This is a genomic window from Flavobacterium petrolei (assembly GCF_003314435.2).
Lineage (GTDB): Bacteria > Bacteroidota > Bacteroidia > Flavobacteriales > Flavobacteriaceae > Flavobacterium > Flavobacterium petrolei.
On record NZ_QNVY02000001.1, the window covers coordinates 1,263,009 to 1,283,225 of the forward strand.

Consider the following 20,217-nt stretch of genomic DNA (forward strand, 5'->3'; position numbering starts at 1 on the left):
TATGAAAAAACTACTGGCAGTTCTTATCATTTTTTGCTTGTTCGGATGCAAAAGCAGCATGGAGCAACAAACACTTTCGAAGACAAGTGTCAACGCTACACTCGATGCGTGGCATAAAGCCGCATCGCAAGCTAACTATAACGATTATTTCAGTTTAATGACAGATGATGCCGTTTTCATTGGTACCGATGCTTCAGAGAATTGGAATAAGACAGCTTTTCAAGTGTATGCAAAACCACATTTCGACAAAGGGAAAGCATGGAGTTTTACGGTTCTGGAACGCCATGTTTTTTTTGATAAAACCGGAAAAACAGCTTGGTTTGATGAATTATTGGATACTCAAATGAAGATTTGTCGTGGTTCTGGCGTTTTGGTAAAAATAGGAAACCAATGGAAAATTCAACACTATGTTCTATCAATGACGATTCCAAATGAAAATTCGAATGAAGTTATAAAAGTTAAAGCTTCTTTGGAAGAGGCCATGATCAAAACCTTAAAATCGAAATAATAAATTTATTTTGCATTTCTGCTAGAATGCTTCTTTTTGCATAAAAAAACCTCTGTTTTAGCAGAGGTTTTTTATGAACTGTAAATTCTATGATTACCAGATTTTGACTCTTTTCTCTGGAGCCAAATACAACGAATCGGTAGGTTGTATGTTGAAAGCGGTATAAAACTCAGGAATATTTCTCACGACACCATTAACTCTGAATTTTGCAGGCGAATGTGGATCGGTAGCGATTTGATTTCGCAAAGCTTCGTCACGAGTTTTATTTAACCAACATTGTCCCCAGCCTAATAAAACGCGCTGTTCGCCAGTGAAACCATCTAAAACCGGCGATGCTTTTCCCTCTAAGCTCATTTTGTACGCTTTTAGTGCAATGGATAATCCTCCTAAATCTCCTATATTTTCCCCTTGGGTAAATTCGCCATTCACATTGAGATCTGGAAATACTTTGAACATGTTGTACTGCGCAACTAATGCGCCTGTTTTTTGTTTAAAAGCGGTTAAATCTTCAGGTGTCCACCAATTGCGCAACACTCCGTCACCATCAAAGGTGCTTCCTTGGTCATCAAAACCATGACCTATTTCATGACCAATTACAGCTCCAATTCCGCCATAGTTTGCTGCGCCTTCTACTTTTACATCAAAGAAAGGAGGTTGTAGTATTGCTGCAGGAAATACGATTTCATTAAGCGGTGGATTGTAATAGGCGTTTACGGTTTGTGGAGTCATTCCCCATTCGGTTCTGTCAACAGGTTTTCCTAATTTATTAATTTGTCTGTTGTATTCAAAAGTGGTGGCTTTTTGCTGGTTTCCGTACAAGTCGCCTTTTACAACTTTCAAGCTAGAATAATCTCTCCATTTGTCAGGATAGCCAATTTTTGGAGTGAATTTTGAGAGTTTGTCCAAGGCTTGTTTTTTGGTTTCTGGGCTCATCCAATCCAGAGTTTTTATGCTTTCTCCGTAAGCTTTAAGAAGGTTTTTAACTAAAAGAGTAACTTGTTCTTTCGCTGCGGGAGAGAAATGTTTCTTTACATAGACTTTCCCAACGATTTCGCCAAGACTATTGTTTACTCGGTCAACACCTCTTCTCCATAATGGTTGTTGTGCTTGTATTCCGTTAAGTGTTTTGCCATAAAAGTCAAAATTTTCCTTATCTAAAGCGGTGTTCAATGATGTCGCCGATCCATGAATAGCATTCCATTTAAGGTAGGCTTTCCAAGTGGTTATAGGGGTAGTTTTTATGATTGTGTTGAGCGATTTGATATAATCAACTTGGGCAACGACGATGTTTTTTTGGTTCAGGATTCCGGCGTTCTTTAACATGATCGCCCAATTAAAATCAGGCATGAGTTGGCTCAAATCGGTAACAGCGTATTTGTTGTACAGTTTTACGACGTCACGGGTTTGTTCTTTTTTCATGTGTTGCGCAGCCAAAACAGTTTCTAATGCCATGATTTTTTTAGATAAATCAGGTGCATTAGCTATTCCGCCTAGTTGTAGCATCTTCTCGATATGGGTTACGTATTTTTTTTGGATTTCCTTTGATTTGGCATCTTCTAGAGAGTAATATTCTCTGTCGGGTAATCCTAAACCACCTTGCCAAGAAATAAGCATGTATTGCGTTGGATCTTTTAAATCTTCCATTACCGAAACGGAAAATGGAATGTTGCTTCCTGAGGTGTTTGCATACCCAAAATAAGCTGCTAAATCAGTGTAATTGGTTATGGCATCAATTTTTTTGTATTCCGGAAGTAAGGGTGCAATTCCTTTTTGATCTCTTATTTTAGTGTCCATGTAGGCTTCATAAAAGTCTCCGATTTTTTGTTCATCAGAACCGGCTGCAAAATCACCTTTGGAAGAAGCTTCGATAATGGCTTTTACGTCTTCTTGTGATTTTTCATAAACCATATAGCCCGCACCATAAGAGGCTTTATCATCTGGTATTTTAGTATTTTTTTTCCAGGTTCCGTTGACATAGGTGTCAAAATTATCACCTGGTTTAGCAGATATGTCCATGTTTTCTTTGTTAATCCCGGAAAGGAGCAGGTCAGATTTTTCAGAAGTGTTAAAAGCACCTAGCAATAAAATGGATGATACCAACACGAGTTGTGTTTTAATTGGATAAGATTTTGGTTTCATAAGTTGGATTTTAGGACATAAATATAATTAAAAAAAAAGTCACTTTTTTATAATAAATTGATTATTAAATACTTAAAATAAAAATAATTTTAATAAAGTGACTTCATCCATTGGTTTTACTGATTTATATAGTTTTTACACGAAATAGATAAATGTTAAAACACTACAGCATTGGCACTTTATAGAAGGTATAAGTGACTTGTAATGTGCATTTCTATGGAAGTAAAATAGTATGGTAAAACGAGGCGGTCTGAGTTATAAATTTATTTAGAATCATCGGCGAATAGTAGTTCGGCTAGACGGTCGTCTCTTAAATAGATATCGTTATAAAAGCTTATTTCTCCGGAATCATTTACCCAAGCCGTAAAATACCCAATGTGTATTGGAATTTTCTTTTTCAGGATGCACACCGTTTCCTTTTCTCCTTTCATTGCTTCATTGATGCGTTCGATAGGCCAATCTGGATCGTCTTTTAAAAGTAACAGTGCCAATTCTTTTGCTTTTTCTAAGTTGATACAGCCGTGGCTATACGCTCGGTACTCGTATTGAAATAAATCTTTAGATGGTGTATCGTGTAAATAGATGTCTTCTGAATTTGGAAACACAAATTTAATCAGTCCCAAAGAGTTTTTAGGTCCGGGTTTTTGCCTTGCATTGCCTTTGTTCCATTCTATATTATTTTTGGCTAGATAATTTTCATCCAGAGCCATCGCATCTTTTATTTCGTTTTCAATGATACTTTTTGGGATGTTCCAGTAGGGGCTAAATACTATTTTGCTAATACTGCTGCTAAGAACAACAGTTTCTGTCATGTTTTTGCCTACAAAAACTTTGGATTCCAATTCGTTTTGGCCATTTTTTTTAAAGAAAAACCGATAAGAAGGGATGTTTATAATGATGTATTCTTCGGTTTTTGTCAACGCTGGGTCAATCCATCTACAGCGTTCCATGTTGGCTATTATGGTTTTAATGTGTTTTTCGATGGGAATATTCATGCGTTGAATATGCTTAGAGGCAATCAGATAATCGATATTGAAGCCATTTCTTTTTTTGTAATTCACTATTCCAGCCATCAATTCCGAATCGTACACATTACTTTTTGAATCGGCTTTTAAATCTCCGGTTATGGCAAGACGCTGTCTGATTTTTCCAATGGTTGATGCGCTATCACTTGGTTTGTATGTTTTATCCAAAGAATCGATTGCTATGGGATTCCAGTCTCCGTTTTTTTCTATTTGGCGGTATCTCTTTAAAACATCCCGCAATTTGTAATATTGACTAAACAGCTGTTCCTCATTTTTATCTAATATTTGAGGATCTACTAATAACGAATCCAATAGATTCTCGTACGACAGTTTTTTTCGAGGTAAAAACCATCCCATTTCTTTCACTTTTTCGGAATCAATTCCGTCATATACTTTTTTAGCATAAAACACGTACATGGAGGACAAAAGTAGTTCTGCGTCAGTTTGGGTCAAATTATTGGCAGATGCGTCACTAAAAATCACGTCAATCTTGTCTTTATAAGCTAAGCGTGATTTTAAGCCTTCTTCTTCCAATAAATTTACTTTAGAGTACAGCAAATTGGCAAACTCGATAAGTCCTTCGTGGTCGTGCCAAATAGCATTGTGGTTTCGTTTTCTGTATAATGCAATAACATCTGATTTGTATTTTTTTAATTTTGGATGTGTTTTGAAAAATCTGTAAATAATTGTGCTGTCAATCTTGACAAAAGAGTTTTTAGTTTTGTGGGTGGGAAGTGTTTTTGCAAAAAACAATTCAATACCCGTTTTTGATTTGTTGCGGTGCGCGTAAACCAATGAGAAGCTAAATAATAATACCGCAATAGATAAAACGAAGTTTTTCATAGCAAGTTTATTTATATAAAGGTACAGTAATATTTTGTGTGCTAAAAGCGCATTAACAGGAATGTTAAGAATGGAAATAGTACAAAAGTCATTACTTTGGCTGTTATTTTTTAAAGAACTGGATAAAATATCAGCTTACAAATAGCGATTTTGAAAACGTTTTTTCATTTTTTTACCGCTTCGGCATTCGGTCTTATATATTTCCTTAATTTTGCCGAAATATTCTAAAAAAGTGGGAAGCAAAAATAAATTAAAGCGGTTCAAAGAAAACGAGACATTCAACAATGTTTTTCAACCAACAAGAGAAGAAGTGGTAGGCGATTTATTTCCGTTGAAAGGGAAATGGAACTCAGAATTCTTTAAAAATGAGAATCCATTGGTACTGGAATTAGGCTGTGGAAAAGGGGAATATTCTGTGGGCCTTGCGGAACGATATCCAAATAAAAATTTTGTGGGAATCGATATCAAAGGAGCTCGTTTTTGGCGTGGAGCCAAAACAGCGGTTGAAACCGGAATGTATAATGTGGCTTTTATCAGAACCCAAATCGAATTGATCAACCATATTTTTGCTGAAAACGAAGTAGATGAAATCTGGATTACTTTTCCGGATCCGCAAATAAAATACAAGCGGACGAAACACAGAATGACAAATTCGGAGTTTTTGCAATTGTATAAAAAAATCCTCAAAAAAGACGGTATTGTAAACTTAAAAACCGACAGTGAGTTCATGCATGGGTATACTTTAGGGTTGTTGCATGGAGAAGGGCACGAGGTTTTGTATGCCAATCATAATGTGTATGTAAATGAAGGAAGTCCAGAGGAAGTAACTGCTTTTCAGACGTTCTATGAAAAACAATATTTAGAAATTAACAAAGCAATTACGTATATTCGATTTAAAATTAAAGAATAGTTTTATATTTGAAACAGATTTCTTTTTTTGATCTTGCACCTTGCCTATGAATTTTATCACTTCTTTGTTTTTGGGTTTCGTTACGGCCTTTGTTGGGATTACGCCTCCTGGGTTAATCAATATGACGGCCGCTAAAGTGAATCTCAAGGAAGGAAAAAGAAGTGCGTACTGGTTTGTTTTAGGTGCAGTAATTATAATTTTCTTTCAAGCGGCGCTTGCTATATTTTTTGCTCAGTTTATAAAAGAGCGTCCGGATGTTATTGTTTTGTTACGGGAAGTTGGTTTTGGGATCTTTGCAGTATTGACGATTTATTTCTTATTGATTGCCAAAAAGCCAAAAAAGAAAAAAGGTAAAATGAAAAATAAGAGTACTTCCACTCGTTTTTTTCTTGGGATGTTGCTCTCTGCGCTTAACTTTTTTCCTATTCCTTATTATGTTTTTGTAAGCGTTACATTAGCGTCATACAATTTGTTTTATTTTGATACGACCCATGTTTTTACCTTTGTAACAGGTGTGGTTTTAGGATCTTTTTTTGTGTTTTATTGTTACATCACTTTTTTTCAAAAAATTCAAGACAAAACGGATTATCTGATGCGCAATATGAATACAATTATAGGTAGCATTACCGGATTGATATCCTTAATCACTTTAATTAATATCATACGGTATTATCTGCGATAATTTTTTACCGCTCAAGAACAATAAACAGACTTTTTATTAGATTCAGCATCATGTCAAACGACAATTTTTTCGAGAGAGTATATTTCATAACCAGACAAATTCCGCACGGAAAAGTAACTTCTTATGGCGCTATTGCAAAGGCATTAGGAACAGCTCGTTCTGCTCGAATGGTAGGTTGGGCAATGAATGCATCTCATAATCTGGAAGATGTTCCGGCGCATCGCGTGGTGAATCGAAAGGGTTTACTTACCGGTAAATTACATTTTGACGGAACCAATTTGATGCAACAATTATTGGAAAACGAAGGAATTGTTGTGGTGGATAACCAAATAGTAGATTTCGAAAAATATTTCTGGCAACCGGAAGTTAGGGTCGAGTAACGCCTAAAAGTCCGAACGTTATTTTTTGATATTAAAAAACGATATTTCTCTGATAATTGCCGTCAATTCTCACATCAATAAATGCGATACAAATCCTTTATAATAAGAACTTTTCATAGTATCTTTGTAATCTGAAATCAGTTTAAATAAAGATAATATTTTGGCATGAAATGCCGACAGAAAACAATAAACTAAAAATGAAATTAGATAGAAAAGATATTCTTAAAGCGTTAGAAACAATTACTATAGCTGGAGAAGGAAAAAACATGGTGGAAAGTGGCGCAATAGCAAATGTGATAACTTTTGGCGATGAGGTTGTAGTTGATTTAGTATTGCATACACCAGCTATGCACATAAAAAAACGTGCCGAAGACGATATCAAAAAAACAATTCTTGAATTAGTATCTCCAGATGCTAAAATCAAAATTAATAGTAAAGTTGAGGTTCCGGACAAACCGGAAATCAAAGGGAAATCAATTCCGGGAATCAAAAATATTATTGGTGTTGCCTCTGGTAAAGGAGGAGTAGGAAAATCTACTGTTACAGCAAATCTAGCGGTATCATTGGCTAAAATGGGTTTCTCAGTAGGAATTCTTGATGCGGATATTTATGGACCATCGATGCCAATCATGTTCGACGTAGAAAGCGAAAAACCAATTTCGGTAACCGTTGATGGAAAATCAAAAATGAAACCGGTTGAAAGTTACGAAGTGAAAATTCTTTCAATAGGATTTTTTACAGCGCCAAGTCAAGCGGTAATCTGGAGAGGACCAATGGCTTCAAAAGCGTTGAACCAAATGATTTTTGATGCGGACTGGGGAGAATTGGATTTCATGTTAGTCGATTTGCCTCCGGGAACAGGAGATATTCACCTTTCAATCGTACAATCATTGCCTATTACAGGTGTTGTCATCGTAAGTACGCCACAAGCAGTAGCTTTGGCCGATGCCAAAAAAGGAGTTTCAATGTTCATGTCTGAAGCTATAAATGTTCCTGTGTTGGGAATTATAGAAAACATGGCGTATTTCACACCAGAAGAATTACCGGAAAATAAATATTACATCTTTGGAAAAGAAGGAGCTAGAAATCTTTCAGAAGACTTAGGCGTACCGTTCCTTGGTGAAGTGCCTATCGTACAATCCATTCGTGAAGCGGGAGATTACGGTCGTCCGGCAGCAATGCAAACCGGTTCCGTTATTGAAACCGTTTTCGAACAAATCACAAGAAATGTAGTGCAAGAAACCGTAAATAGAAATGAAAGTTTACCTGCGACTGAGGCAGTTAAAATTACTACTATGGCCGGTTGTTCAGCAGTAAATAAAAAATAGACTACTTAGATTTTTTAGACTACTTAGACAAACTAAGAAATCTAAAAGTCTAAAAATCCAATAATCTAATTATGACAACAGAAGAATTAACAATAGAAGTTCAAAAAGCGCTCGAAGAAATTAGACCCTTTTTGAATTCTGACGGTGGCGATATCACACTGATTTCCATCGAAGACGACAAACACGTAAAGGTGCGTCTCGAAGGAGCATGCACGAGTTGCAGTGTAAACCAAATGACGCTGAGAGCCGGCGTGGAAACTACCATCAAAAAGTTTGCTCCACAAATAGAAACTGTTGTAAACATTCTATAAATTTGTCATCCTGAGCGCAGTCGAAGGAGGGCGTGACCCTTTTAAGAAAAAAGGCTACTCGATATACTGGGTAGCTGCCTTTTTTCTTAAATGCGTCGGGCTATCCGCGCTACTTCGGTAGCTAGCTGCTATCCCTCACGCAAATTTGCATACCCACAACACATAACTTATAACTCATAACTGATTTATGGATGTATTAATAAAAATTAAAGATCGAGAAGGAGTAGTGCACGAATTACAGGCTCCTACAGATATGGCCATGAACATCATGGAATTATGCAAAGCCTATGAGCTTCCTGTAGAAGGAACTTGTGGCGGAATGGCCATGTGTGCTTCTTGTCAATGTTATGTGCTAAATGATGTGCCCTTGCCAGAAATGGGCGATGATGAAGAAGCAATGCTGTCCGAAGCATTCTACGTAAAGTCAAACAGTCGTTTGGGTTGTCAAATAGCAATCACCGAAAGTCTCGAAGGATTAGAACTGGAGTTGGCTCCTGAAAATTAAATAAAAAAAGCGTTTGTTCTTAGCAAACGCTTTTTTATTGATAATCTTTTAGATTTGTCGGGCCTTCAAGTACTTCCCTAACAATTTGAAGAATGCCATTTTCCTTGGTGTCAATGAACCATTTTATCAATGTGATTGTTCCATTTACAATCTCGATGCCAGTAATGCTTCTTGGATGTACGCAGCTCCCGTCATTAAAATAAGGCGTGCTGTTCTGACTTGGATAGGAAAAACTGGGGCGATGCGTATGGCCTACAATGGTGATTTTGCGATTGTTGTTCTCAATCCATTTTTTAATTCGGAGTTCGATTTTTATACGTTCCACATAATTTTTTGCGGGACTTGTAGGATCTGATATTCCCCAGATTTGGAGTGGTTTCCATAAAATACGAACCATAAATCTGTTGATCTTCCAGCCTACATAATTCATAAAATCAGCTTGATGTCCATGAGTCAAAAATAGTTCCTGCTTAGTATCCTGATGAATCAAAACAATAGCTTCATGGCATTTAATGCCGGTAAATAAAGGTGCAAGCGTATCGTTTTGGGTGTTTGTATAGGTGGTAAGTGTTTTTGCTACATGATCTTTATCCCGAAAAGTCATTTCATGATTGCCCCAAATTTTATGATATCTATTGGAATCATGGAACTTCTTTAGTAAAAGATAGACGTTTTTGTGTGCTTCAAAGATGGTTTTAAAAAAAATATTCTCCCATAATTCATCTCCGTCACCCAATTCACAATAGGAAAAACCATCATTGTAATATTGAGTCATTGCATGAAAGTATACGTTTCGATTGCTTGCAAAGTCATCGGCAAAACTATTATCACTTCTGTGACAATCACTAAAAAGAATGAATTTGGATTGGTCGTCAAAAGGAATCCTTTCAGCTTCTTTGTAGGCTTTTGTTAATCGTTCTTGAGAAGACATTTGTTTGTTTTAAAGAAAAATAAAGATAAAAAAAATAGCTAATAAAGCTATTTTTTTCATCGGTACTTCTTTTAAGAAGTCGTTTTTCATTATTTTGAAATTAGATATAATACATTTCTAAATAATAGTTACGTTTATCTGGATGTGTTGGATTTATGCCAACGCAACATTCATAGTAATTGTTTCTTCGATTGCATCCCAAAGACCGATGCGTTTTTCTAAGGCTAATTTTGAAACCTCTTCTACATCGGACCATTTCTGTGCATCTGTTCCACAAAGTTCTATGATCATTTTCATTGCCATCGGACCGTGTTCGTCAGCATCCAGTTGAATGTGTCTTTCAAAATAGTAAATGAGTTTACTCAAATCTGTTTCTGGGAAATTTGCTTGAAAGTTTTTTAGGATTTCGGTAAACATACTTGGAATCAAATCTTCTCTTCCAAAAGTAAAAGCGGCAGCGATTTCATGAGATTTTCCCTCTTCAATAACTCTGAACGTAAAATCTAAGAACGCTTTGATATTAGGGTGTAAATTGCTTGTTTTGATAGCAACAAATATATTTTTAAGCGAATCTACTTCGGATAAAAAATCTTCAATTCCAGCGGTGTTTGCTCCACAAGCTTTCATTGCTTCAATGTACATTTCGTAATGACTGGAGCGGTTTCCGTCTAGTGTTAAATCAGACTCTTCCGCAAGCACTATTTCATTTATCAAATATCTGGTTTGGGGATTTTGAGTAGCAAACCATGGAGTCGTTGTACAGGTCAGTTTAGATTGTAATGCTTTTAATAACGACATGAAATCCCAAACGGCATAAACATGGTTTTCGAGAAAACACTGTAAATCTTCAATGGTTCTAACTTTTTTGTATAAAGAATGTTGTAACAATAGTTCTTTTTGGGGCTGAATGCTATTGTTGATTGTCTCAATATTCATGGATGGTATTTTTTATGTAAATATAAAAAAGCTTCCTGTTTCCAAGAAGCTTTTTCTATCAATTTTACAAATACTTTAATAATCGTTTACTACTATTTAAAAGCTGGAATTCCAGTAATATCCATTCCGGTAATCAATAGATGGATATCATGTGTTCCTTCATAAGTAATCACCGACTCTAAATTCATCATGTGTCGCATGATAGAATATTCTCCGGTAATTCCCATTCCGCCCAGCATTTGTCTGGCTTCACGGGCAATATGAATTGCCATATCTACATTATTTCTTTTTGCCATTGAGATCTGAGCCGTTGTAGCTTTACCTTCATTTCTTAAAACGCCTAATCTCCAAGTCAATAATTGCGCTTTGGTGATTTCAGTAATCATTTCGGCTAATTTCTTTTGTTGTAATTGGGTTCCCGCAATAGGTTTGTCAAACTGAATTCTTTCTTTTGCGTAACGTAATGCTGTATCATAGCAATCCATGGCTGCGCCAATAGCGCCCCAAGCAATTCCGTAACGTGCTGAATCAAGACAGCCAAGGGGTGCTCCTAATCCAGATTTATTTGGTAATAAGTTCCCTTTCGGAACTTTTACATTATCAAAAATCAATTCTCCGGTTGAAGAAGCACGAAGCGACCATTTGTTGTGCGTTTCTGGAGTGGTAAAACCTTCCATTCCGCGTTCTACAATTAAACCGTGAATTCTTCCTTCTTCATTTTTTGCCCAAACAATAGCGATATCTGCAAAGGGAGCATTTGAAATCCACATTTTGGCACCATTCAATAAATAATGATCGCCCATATCTTTGAAGTTGGTAATCATACTTCCTGGATCTGAACCGTAGTTAGGTTCCGTTAATCCAAAGCAACCCATGTATTCGCCAGTGGCTAACTTTGGTAAATATTTTACGCGTTGCTCTTCATTTCCGTATTTCCAGATTGGATACATTACCAAAGAGGATTGTACTGATGAAGTAGATCGTACACCAGAATCTCCACGCTCAATTTCCTGCATGATTAAACCATAAGATATTTGATCAAGACCAGCTCCTCCATATTCTTCTGGAATGTAAGGACCAAATCCGCCTATTTCACCCAAACCTTTTATGATTTGTTTTGGGAATTCTGCCTTTTGAGCATATTCTTCAATAATAGGAGAAACTTCTTTTTTTACCCACGCACGTGCGGAGTCACGCACTAATTTGTGTTCTTCGGTTAGTAAGTCGTCTAGTAAGTAATAATCTGGAGATTGAAATAAGTCTGGTTTCATGGATGTTAATTTTAATGTAATGCAAATTTACATAAAGAAATATAACAAAAGCATTAACAAATGTTATATTTTTATATTATAACCTAGAAGTAATTGATTTTTAAATATAAAGTTGGTTTTTCAAAGCTCGTTTTATTTAAAAATTGATGTACTAATTTACAATAAAATAATTAGTTCTCTTGGAAAATTTGTTTGGAGTAGTAGTGCTGTTATTTTTAGATGTGATTTTGAATTACATCTTCAAATAATAATCTTTTGTCAATTCAATATATTCGGAAGTGTATTGATGTCTCGAAGTTTCAATTATTAATTCATCAATTGGAAAATTCACATTTTCATTTCGGCTGAAGGCCAATAAACTGCGTTTAATTTCTGTAGTTGGAGTTCCTTTTACGCGAGTTATTTTTAAAGGATATAATTCATAATCTTTGGCTAAAGCCAAAAATTTTTGCTCTTCTTTGTAAGGAATAATTACGGCAAATAAACCGTTTTCCGAAAGTAATAAATCAGCTGCTTCAATCAAATCTTCAAAAGGCATCGCGTCAGCAAAACGGGCTAAATCACGCTGTTCGTTATCAGATTTATAATCTTCAGTATAAAATGGGGGATTGGAAACAATTAAATCGTACTCGTCTTCTGGTTCTTCTACAAATTCATCTAAACCGGCATGAAAACAGAATAAGCGATCACTCCAAGGTGAGTTTTCAAAATTATCTACGGATTGTTCGTACGCTTCTTCATCAATTTCTAACGCATCAATTTGTTCGGCATGACTCCGTTGTGCTAGCATCAAAGCAATAACACCAGTTCCGGCTCCAATATCTAAAATGCTGAACGGATTGTTTTCAATTGGAGTCCAAGCACCCAATAAAACGCCATCTGTTCCAATTTTCATGGCACAACGATCTTGTTCTACTGAAAATTGTTTAAATTTGAAAGACATAAAAGTAGTAAGGTTTAAGTATTAAGACAAAAAAAGAAAAAGAGGATAGAGAAAAGATAATTCTAAAATCTAAGAAGTCTAAAAATCTAAAATGTCTAAGCAGTCTAAAGATACATTTCAATCAATCCTTCTGGTAAATCCATGATGACTTTTTTGTTTTCTCTATCGATTTTAACCAAGAAATGGTCAATCATTGGAATCAAGATTTCTACATCACCGTTTAAAACTTCAAAAAGAGGTTGGGCAGTAGTATCATTTATGGATTGAATTTTCCCTACAACGCCAAGACGTTTGTCTTCAACTTCAAAACCAATTACTTCGTGGAAATAGAATTTGTTGCCGGTAAGTTTTGGCAACATATTTAAAGGAAGATAAATGGCATTGCCTATAACGGCATCAGCAGCTTCCTCGGTATTCATGTCTTCAAAACGAATTCTAAGGAAATCGTTTTTGTGTAGTGAACTGCTTTCAATAAAAAAAGGAACCAAGTGTTTGTTGCATTCAACAAACACTGATTCCAAGTTTTCGTATAACTCAGGTTCGTCCGTGTCTAAATAGGCAAGAACTTCTCCTTTGAAACTAAATTTTTTAGCGATTTTACCTAAGTAGAAACAATCTTCTTTACGCATCTTCGCTTCTTAAATTATGCTTCAGTTGTTTCGTTATTTTCTTCTGCAGCAGGAGCTTCTTCAGCTTCAACTTCAGCAACTTCTTCAACAGCTGGTGTTGCAGCAGCGATAGCATCAGCTTCTGCTTGAGCAGCTGCAGCTAAACGTTTAGCGTTAACATCTTGTTCTGCTTTGAAAGCTTTAGCTTTAACATCAGCTTGTGCTTTAGTTAAACCTTCTTTTTTAGCATCAACTTTTCCAGATTTTGCATCTAACCAAGCGTTTAATTTAGCATCAGCTTGTTCTTGAGTTAGAGCTCCTTTACGGATACCACCGTCAAGGTGATGTTTCAATAAAGCTCCTTTGTAAGAAAGAATTGCTTTTGCAGTATCAGTTGGTTGAGCACCATTGTGCAACCATTTTACTGCGCTATCAAGGTTTAAGTCGATAGTTGCTGGGTTTGTGTTTGGATTGTAAGTACCAATTTTTTCAAGGTATTTACCGTCTCTTTTTGAGCGTGCATCTGCTGCTACAACCCAGTAAAAAGGTTTTCCTTTTTTACCGTGTCTTTGTAATCTAATTTTTACTGACATAATCTTGTGATTAAATTTTGAGGTACTCGACCCCTGTTAATTAAGGGTGCAAAGATACATCTTTTATTGATAAATGCTAATTCGATGTATATTTTAATGAATAGTAAAGGGTTAAGTTGATTTTGACTGGATTTTCTTTAATGAAATTCTAGTTTTTACGCTTTATTGCCTTATTTTTGTTAGTTCAAAAGAGTTTTTATGAAAAAATATTTGCTGTTTCTGGTCGTGATTTTTGCTATATTTTCTTGTGAGGAAAACGTGAGTTTTAACAACCCTTCTTTTCAAGGTATGAAAGATAATGTGTTTTGGAGAGCAGTGGACTCTAAAGCATTCTTGGCTTCTGACGGTTCTTTGATGATTGAAGGATATACTGGAAATGAGGTTTTAACTTTAAGAACCACTTCTACTGCTATTCAAAATTTTCCTTTAGCTACCAGCAACTCTAAAACAGCTGTTTATGTATTGACTGTTGGTGCGGATGAAATTTCCTTTACAACTGGAATTGGGATTGGTGACGGTGAAATTGTTATCACCGAATATGATGATGTAAATAGTACCGTATCAGGAACATTTAAATTTAATGCAGAAAATGCAGACGGCAATCCGTTAGCTGGTGATGTTTTGAATTTTCAACAGGGCGTTTTTTATAAGGTTCCAATAAGTCAGCAAGTTCCGTAAACTATGATAAATTAGAGTATTAAATTACAAAAATCAGATGTTTTGTTAGAATCTTTTGGGTTGACGATTTAAAATAAAATCATAAATAAGCTAATATATAGTAGATTAGAAAATAAATGCAGTACATTTGTTGTATTATTTAAATAAGTACATATGAATATTTTTGTTGGAAGCCTTCCATTCAGTATTGAGGAAGCAGATTTAAGAGAGTCTTTCGAGGCTTACGGAGCAGTTGATTCAGTTAAAATTATTACTGATAAATTTACTGGAAGAAGTAAAGGATTTGGTTTTGTTGAGATGCCAAATGATGACGAAGCTCAAAAAGCAATTGACGAATTGAACGGAGCTACTGTTCAAGGACGTGCAATCGTAGTAAACAAATCTGAGCCTAAACCAGAAGGTGAAAGAAGAAGTTTTAACAATAACAGTCGTGGTGGAGATTCACGCGGTGGTTATGGTGGTGGAAACAGCCGTGGTGGAGAAAACCGTGGTGGTGGAAACAGAGGAGGATATTAATATTTTTTTCTAGCTATAAAAAAAGGTGTCAATGAAAATTGACACCTTTTTTATTTTTTATTGTTTTGTTTAAAGCTGAGTAAAAGCTAAATGGTAGTGTTGTTTTTTCAGGTTGTAATCTTAGCTATTACTCAATTTTAAACAAATGAAACTTTTAAAATTTACAGATTAGCAACTAGCCAGTCACCAACTTCACTAGTTTTGTATGCTTTTGAGTCTTTCGAAGCTAAATCCTCGGTCACAATTCCTTGTTCCAATGATTTGTTAACTACTGTTCTAATAGCCTCTGCTTCTTCTTTTAATCCAAATGCATCTTCAAACATCATTGCTGCAGACAATACTGTCGCTAGTGGATTTGCAATATTTAATCCTGTAGCTTGTGGATAAGATCCATGAATAGGTTCGTACAATGAAGTATGTTCTCCAACAGATGCAGAAGGCATCAATCCCATAGAACCTGAAATTACAGAAGCTTCATCCGTTAATATATCTCCAAATAAGTTTTCTGTAATCAAGACATCATAAGAGTTTGGCCATTGTACTAAACGCATCGCAACAGCATCAACAAATTCATAACTTACTGTTACTTCAGGGTAGTCTTTTTCCATGGCTTGTACGGTTTCTCTCCACAATCTGGAAGTTTCCATTACATTGGCTTTGTCCACACAACATAGTTTTTTAGTTCGGGTCATGGCTAATTCAAAGCCTTTTTTTGCTAAACGTTGTACTTCAGGTCTGGTGTACGTACAGGTGTCGAAAGCTGTTTCGCCATCGTCTTTTCTTCCTTTTTCTCCAAAATAAATTCCTCCGGTAAGTTCTCTCAAGAAAACCAAATCAGTTCCTTCGATGCGTTCTCTTTTCAAAGGAGAATTATCAATCAAAGACGGGAATGTAAAGGTTGGACGTACATTGGCAAACAAGCCTAATTTTTTACGCATCAATAGTAAACCTTGTTCGGGTCTTACAGGTGCACTTGGGTCGTTATCATACTTTGGATGTCCAATGGCTCCGAATAAAACAGCATCAGCTGCCATACAAATTTCATGCGTTTCATCAGGATAAGGAACTCCAACGGCGTCAATGGCACAAGCTCCTGTAAGTGCAGGCGTCCAAGTGATTTCATGGTTGAATTTTTTTGCAATAGCATCCGAAACTTTTACAGCTTCATGGATTACTTCGGGTCCAATTCCGTCTCCGGCTAAAAGGGCTATGTTAAATTTCATTAGGTATATTTTATATTAATATATTTCTATTTATTATTGTGCTGCAACAACATTCAACATCTTTTGTGTTGCAATGATCGCGGCAACTGTTTGGTCTGAATCAAGTCCTCTGGTTTTGAATTCTTTTTCATTATTCGTCCAGGTAATTATGGTTTCGCATAAGGCGTCAGAACTACTTCCTGGCGGAATTCGGACAGCATAATCAATCAATTTAGGTAATTCTAAATTTTTGCTTTTGTATATTTTTGCCAGTGCATTCATAAAAGCATCAAATTGTCCGTCACCCTGTGCGTGCTCTTCAATGATTTCACCGTCTATTTTTAAAGATAAAGTAGTCGATGGACGCATGCCTTTTGCATGAGATAAAATATAGGACTCAACAATAATCTTTTCCTGATAGGTTTGACTATCTAAAACATCAGAGATTATATAAGGTAAATCCTCTTTGGTAACGGTTTCTTTTTTATCACCTAATTCAATAATCCTTTGGGTAACTAACTTTAAATCCTCAGAGTTTAATTGAAGACCCAATTCCTGAAGGTTTTTTTCAATATTAGCTTTTCCGGATGTTTTTCCAAGAGCATATTTTCGTTTTCTTCCAAAACGTTCTGGAAGCAAATCATTAAAATATAAATTATTTTTGTTGTCTCCGTCAGCATGAATACCGGCTGTTTGTGTAAATACATTGTCACCAACAATTGGTTTGTTTGCTGGAATTCTGTATCCTGTAAAAGTTTCGACCAATTTACTCACAGAATATAATGAAGATTCTTTTACGCCAATTTCTATTTGTGGAAAAAAGTCATTGATTACAGCAACAGTGCTTTCAAGTGGAGCATTTCCAGCGCGTTCTCCCATTCCATTTACGGTCACGTGGAGTCCTTGAATACCGGCTTTCACCGCTTCCATTACATTAGCGATGCTTAAATCATAGTCGTTATGTGCATGAAAATCAAAATGAGTATCAGGGTATCTTGCTATAATTTTCGAAATAAATTCAAAAGTTTCTGAAGGAATCAAAACGCCTAAAGTATCCGGTAGCAAGACTCTTTTTATAGGTTGTTTGGTTAGAAAATCTAAATATTCAAACACATATTCAGGGGAATTACGCATTCCGTTACTCCAATCTTCTAAATATACATTGGTCTCAATATTATTTTCCTGAGCCAAAGTTATGGCTTGAGCAATTTCGGTAAAATGCTGTGTGGGTGTTTTTTTTAACTGATGCGTTAAATGATTCAAAGATCCTTTGGTTAATAAATTCTGGACTTTAGCTCCGGTTTTTTTCATCCAATCTATGGAAAGCCCGCCATCTACAAAGGTTAAAACTTCAATTCTATTGGAGTAATTTTTTTCGTTAGCCCAATTCATTATTCCTTTCACACCCTGAAATTCCCCTTCGCTCACGCGTGCAGAAGCAATTTCGATTCTATCAATATTTAATTCTTCCAACAACAATTGCGCAATGGTTAGTTTTTCTGCAGCAGAAAATGATACTCCCGAGGTTTGTTCACCATCACGGAGTGTCGTATCCATTATTTCAATTTTTCTTTTTTTCATTATAAATTTGATGCTAAAAGTAGTTTTGATTTCAGTAATTTGAAGTCTTGCTTTTGTGTTTTTATAAAAAGGTAAAAGCAGTTCTCGGGCTTAATTATACTATTGAACTTTAGATGACTGCTTTTTTATTGTTTGTTTTCTAGTAAGGAAGTTTGTCTGCAAACCCAACAATCTCCTCTTTGATGTTTTGCAAATAATCAATATCATCAAAACCATTAATCATATTATCTTTTTTATAACCAGATATAGCGAAAGATTCTTTTTGACCGGTAGCTTTTAGTATAATAGTTTGTTCCGGAAGGTTGATTTCTAAATTTGTTTTTGGATCAGCTTCAATAGCCTTGAAAATAGTTTCGGCAAATTCTGGACTCACTTGAACTGGTAAAACACCAATATTCAAGCAATTCCCTTTGAAGATATCTGCAAAGAAACTAGAAACAACAGCACGAAATCCGTAATCGTATACTGCCCAAGCTGCGTGCTCTCTTGAAGAACCGGAGCCAAAGTTTTTCCCGCCAACTAATATCTTCCCGCTATACGTTGTGTCATTTAGTACAAAATCTGCTTTTGGAGTGCCATCTCCATTGTATCTCCAGTCACGGAAAAGATTGTCTCCAAAACCAACGCGTTCAGTTGCTTTTAAGAAACGTGCAGGGATTATTTGATCGGTATCCACATTTTCTATTGGTAGTGGCACTGCACTACTGGTCAGGATATTAAATTTATCGTATGCCATTGTGATTTATGATTTTTGATTAACGATTTATGATTTTTGATTTACCGTGAGGAAAATATAATCGTAAACGTTAATATTATTTTGTGTAATGTAAATTGTCTGTTCTAATATGAATGCTGTTAAAGAAATCTGTGATTTGTGGACTAGCGAAATCTGAATTCAGAAATCGTTAATCTTCAATCTGAAATCTTTTAAAACAAATCTCTTGGATCTGTCAATACTCCCGTCACTGCTGCAGCTGCTGCCATAATTGGAGAAGCTAACAAAGTTCTTGAACCTGGACCTTGACGACCTTCGAAGTTTCTGTTTGAGGTGCTTACTGCGTATTTTCCTGCAGGTACTTTATCGTCATTCATTGCTAAACAAGCGGAACAACCCGGCTGGCGTAATACAAAACCAGCTTCAGTAAGAATGTCCAAAAGTCCTTCTTCTTTGATTTGTGCTTCTACAACATGAGATCCCGGAACTAACCAAGCCGTAACATTTTCTGCTTTTTTACGCCCTTTTACAATTTCTGTAAAAGCTCTGAAATCTTCGATTCTACCATTAGTACAACTTCCTAAGAAAACAAAATCGATTGGTTTACCAATCATTACATCGTTTTCTTCAAAACCCATGTAGGCTAACGATTTTTTGTATGTTTCCGCGCCACCTTCCACTTGGTTGGCATTCGGGATATTTTTTGAGATACCAATTCCCATTCCTGGATTTGTACCATAAGTAATCATTGGTTCAATATCTGCAGCATCAATATTTAATTCTGCATCAAAAACAGCATCAGCATCGGTTTTTAACGTTTTCCAATACGCAACAGCTTTATCCCAAGCCTCGCCTTTTGGAGCGTATAATCTTCCTTCTAAGAAATCGAATGTTTTTTGGTCAGGTGCAATCATACCACCACGAGCTCCCATTTCGATACTCAAGTTACAAACAGTCATACGACCTTCTATCGACATATCTTCAAAAACGTTTCCAGCATATTCTGCAAAATATCCGGTACCTCCAGAAGTCGTTAATTGAGAAATAATATAAAGTGCAACGTCTTTTGGACCAACACCTTTGCTCAATTTACCATTTACGTTGATGCGCATTTTCTTTGGTTTTGGTTGCATGATACATTGTGTAGCCATAACCATTTCAACCTCCGAAGTTCCAATACCAAAAGCAATTGCGCCAAAAGCACCATGCGTAGAAGTGTGTGAGTCTCCACAAACAATAGTGGCACCTGGTAAAGTGATTCCGTTTTCAGGACCTACAACGTGTACAATTCCATTTTTTTTATGACCTAATCCCCAGTGAGAAATACCATATTCTGCTGCGTTGTCTTCCAATGCTTTTAGTTGATTGGCAGATAATGCATCTTCAACTGGCAAGTGTTGGTTTATGGTAGGTGTATTATGATCCGCAGTAGCAAAAGTGCGTTCTGGGTATAAAACCGAAATTCCTCGTTCTTTTAAACCTAAAAAAGCTACAGGACTAGTAACTTCATGGATGAAATGACGGTCAATAAAAAACACGTCCGGTCCATCTTCTATCTTACGCACCACGTGCGAATCCCATACTTTGTCAAATAATGTAGTACTCATTTTGA

General features: G+C 36.0%; 21 protein-coding genes. 9 read left to right on the plus strand and 12 right to left on the minus strand.

Features of this window, described 5'->3' with window-relative positions; genetic code table 11:
* Nucleotide 1 precedes the first annotated feature (1 nt).
* Nucleotides 2–508 (plus strand): nuclear transport factor 2 family protein, encoded by a 507-nt coding sequence (locus DR871_RS05460; protein ID WP_113665430.1) that lies wholly within the window; start codon nt 2–4, stop codon nt 506–508.
* A gap of 93 nt (nt 509–601) precedes the next feature.
* Here the strand turns inward: DR871_RS05460 and DR871_RS05465 are convergent, their stop codons facing one another.
* Together DR871_RS05465 and DR871_RS05470 are read right to left on the minus strand one after the other, a co-directional pair.
* The gene (locus DR871_RS05465; RefSeq protein WP_113664499.1) at nt 602–2,647 is read right to left on the minus strand and encodes a M13 family metallopeptidase; all 2,046 of its coding nucleotides are present in this window, start codon (nt 2,645–2,647) and stop codon (nt 602–604) included.
* Between the two features lie 263 nt (nt 2,648–2,910).
* Entirely contained in the window at nt 2,911–4,515 is a 1,605-nt protein-coding gene (locus DR871_RS05470; protein WP_113664498.1) for a L,D-transpeptidase family protein, read from the minus strand.
* A 232-nt stretch (nt 4,516–4,747) separates the two neighbouring features.
* Between DR871_RS05470 and trmB the strand changes: the two genes are divergently transcribed.
* The 6 genes from trmB to DR871_RS05500 all read left to right on the plus strand — a co-directional run bounded on the left by trmB (nt 4,748) and on the right by DR871_RS05500 (nt 8,631).
* Nucleotides 4,748–5,425, plus strand: coding sequence for a tRNA (guanosine(46)-N7)-methyltransferase TrmB (trmB, locus tag DR871_RS05475; RefSeq protein ID WP_113664497.1), 678 nt, complete (start codon nt 4,748–4,750; stop codon nt 5,423–5,425).
* A gap of 46 nt (nt 5,426–5,471) precedes the next feature.
* A complete protein-coding gene (locus tag DR871_RS05480) occupies nt 5,472–6,107 on the plus strand; it encodes a LysE family transporter (protein ID WP_113664496.1) in 636 nt (211 codons plus the stop codon).
* A 50-nt stretch (nt 6,108–6,157) separates the two neighbouring features.
* On the plus strand, nt 6,158–6,487 hold the full coding sequence (locus DR871_RS05485) for an MGMT family protein (RefSeq protein WP_113664495.1): 330 nt from the start codon (nt 6,158–6,160) through the stop codon (nt 6,485–6,487).
* Nucleotides 6,488–6,684: 197 nt separating this feature from the next.
* Nucleotides 6,685–7,815, plus strand: coding sequence for an Mrp/NBP35 family ATP-binding protein (locus DR871_RS05490; protein ID WP_113665429.1), 1,131 nt, complete (start codon nt 6,685–6,687; stop codon nt 7,813–7,815).
* A gap of 71 nt (nt 7,816–7,886) precedes the next feature.
* Entirely contained in the window at nt 7,887–8,126 is a 240-nt protein-coding gene (locus DR871_RS05495) for a NifU family protein (protein ID WP_073205171.1), read from the plus strand.
* 187 nt (nt 8,127–8,313) lie between these two features.
* A complete protein-coding gene (locus DR871_RS05500; RefSeq protein WP_113664494.1) occupies nt 8,314–8,631 on the plus strand; it encodes a 2Fe-2S iron-sulfur cluster-binding family protein in 318 nt (105 codons plus the stop codon).
* Nucleotides 8,632–8,665: 34 nt separating this feature from the next.
* Here the strand turns inward: DR871_RS05500 and DR871_RS05505 are convergent, their stop codons facing one another.
* The 6 genes from DR871_RS05505 to DR871_RS05530 form a co-directional block, all read right to left on the minus strand.
* Nucleotides 8,666–9,562 (minus strand): serine/threonine protein phosphatase, encoded by an 897-nt coding sequence (locus DR871_RS05505; protein ID WP_113664493.1) that lies wholly within the window; start codon nt 9,560–9,562, stop codon nt 8,666–8,668.
* Between the two features lie 153 nt (nt 9,563–9,715).
* Nucleotides 9,716–10,498, minus strand: coding sequence for a DUF3050 domain-containing protein (locus DR871_RS05510; RefSeq protein WP_113664492.1), 783 nt, complete (start codon nt 10,496–10,498; stop codon nt 9,716–9,718).
* Between the two features lie 92 nt (nt 10,499–10,590).
* Nucleotides 10,591–11,769: an acyl-CoA dehydrogenase family protein gene (locus tag DR871_RS05515; RefSeq protein ID WP_113664491.1), complete on the minus strand. Its 1,179-nt coding sequence runs from the start codon at nt 11,767–11,769 to the stop codon at nt 10,591–10,593.
* Between the two features lie 232 nt (nt 11,770–12,001).
* Nucleotides 12,002–12,712, minus strand: coding sequence for a tRNA1(Val) (adenine(37)-N6)-methyltransferase (locus DR871_RS05520; protein ID WP_113664490.1), 711 nt, complete (start codon nt 12,710–12,712; stop codon nt 12,002–12,004).
* Between the two features lie 104 nt (nt 12,713–12,816).
* Nucleotides 12,817–13,341 (minus strand): ribosome maturation factor RimM, encoded by a 525-nt coding sequence (rimM, locus tag DR871_RS05525; RefSeq protein ID WP_113664489.1) that lies wholly within the window; start codon nt 13,339–13,341, stop codon nt 12,817–12,819.
* A 14-nt stretch (nt 13,342–13,355) separates the two neighbouring features.
* Nucleotides 13,356–13,913, minus strand: coding sequence for a 30S ribosomal protein S16 (locus DR871_RS05530; RefSeq protein ID WP_113664488.1), 558 nt, complete (start codon nt 13,911–13,913; stop codon nt 13,356–13,358).
* Between the two features lie 198 nt (nt 13,914–14,111).
* Between DR871_RS05530 and DR871_RS05535 the strand changes: the two genes are divergently transcribed.
* Nucleotides 14,112–14,591: a DUF6252 family protein gene (locus DR871_RS05535; protein WP_113664487.1), complete on the plus strand. Its 480-nt coding sequence runs from the start codon at nt 14,112–14,114 to the stop codon at nt 14,589–14,591.
* 153 nt (nt 14,592–14,744) lie between these two features.
* The gene (locus DR871_RS05540) at nt 14,745–15,107 is read left to right on the plus strand and encodes an RNA recognition motif domain-containing protein (protein ID WP_066079550.1); all 363 of its coding nucleotides are present in this window, start codon (nt 14,745–14,747) and stop codon (nt 15,105–15,107) included.
* A gap of 161 nt (nt 15,108–15,268) precedes the next feature.
* Here the strand turns inward: DR871_RS05540 and leuB are convergent, their stop codons facing one another.
* The 4 genes from leuB to leuC all read right to left on the minus strand — a co-directional run bounded on the left by leuB (nt 15,269) and on the right by leuC (nt 20,212).
* Nucleotides 15,269–16,330, minus strand: coding sequence for a 3-isopropylmalate dehydrogenase (gene leuB, locus DR871_RS05545; protein WP_113664486.1), 1,062 nt, complete (start codon nt 16,328–16,330; stop codon nt 15,269–15,271).
* Nucleotides 16,331–16,363: 33 nt separating this feature from the next.
* On the minus strand, nt 16,364–17,890 hold the full coding sequence (locus tag DR871_RS05550) for an alpha-isopropylmalate synthase regulatory domain-containing protein (protein WP_113664485.1): 1,527 nt from the start codon (nt 17,888–17,890) through the stop codon (nt 16,364–16,366).
* A gap of 139 nt (nt 17,891–18,029) precedes the next feature.
* The gene (leuD, locus tag DR871_RS05555; RefSeq protein ID WP_113664484.1) at nt 18,030–18,626 is read right to left on the minus strand and encodes a 3-isopropylmalate dehydratase small subunit; all 597 of its coding nucleotides are present in this window, start codon (nt 18,624–18,626) and stop codon (nt 18,030–18,032) included.
* Between the two features lie 191 nt (nt 18,627–18,817).
* Complete coding sequence (gene leuC / locus DR871_RS05560; protein WP_113664483.1) at nt 18,818–20,212, minus strand: 3-isopropylmalate dehydratase large subunit; 1,395 nt, start codon at nt 20,210–20,212, stop codon at nt 18,818–18,820.
* Between the last annotated feature and the right edge of the window lie 5 nt (nt 20,213–20,217).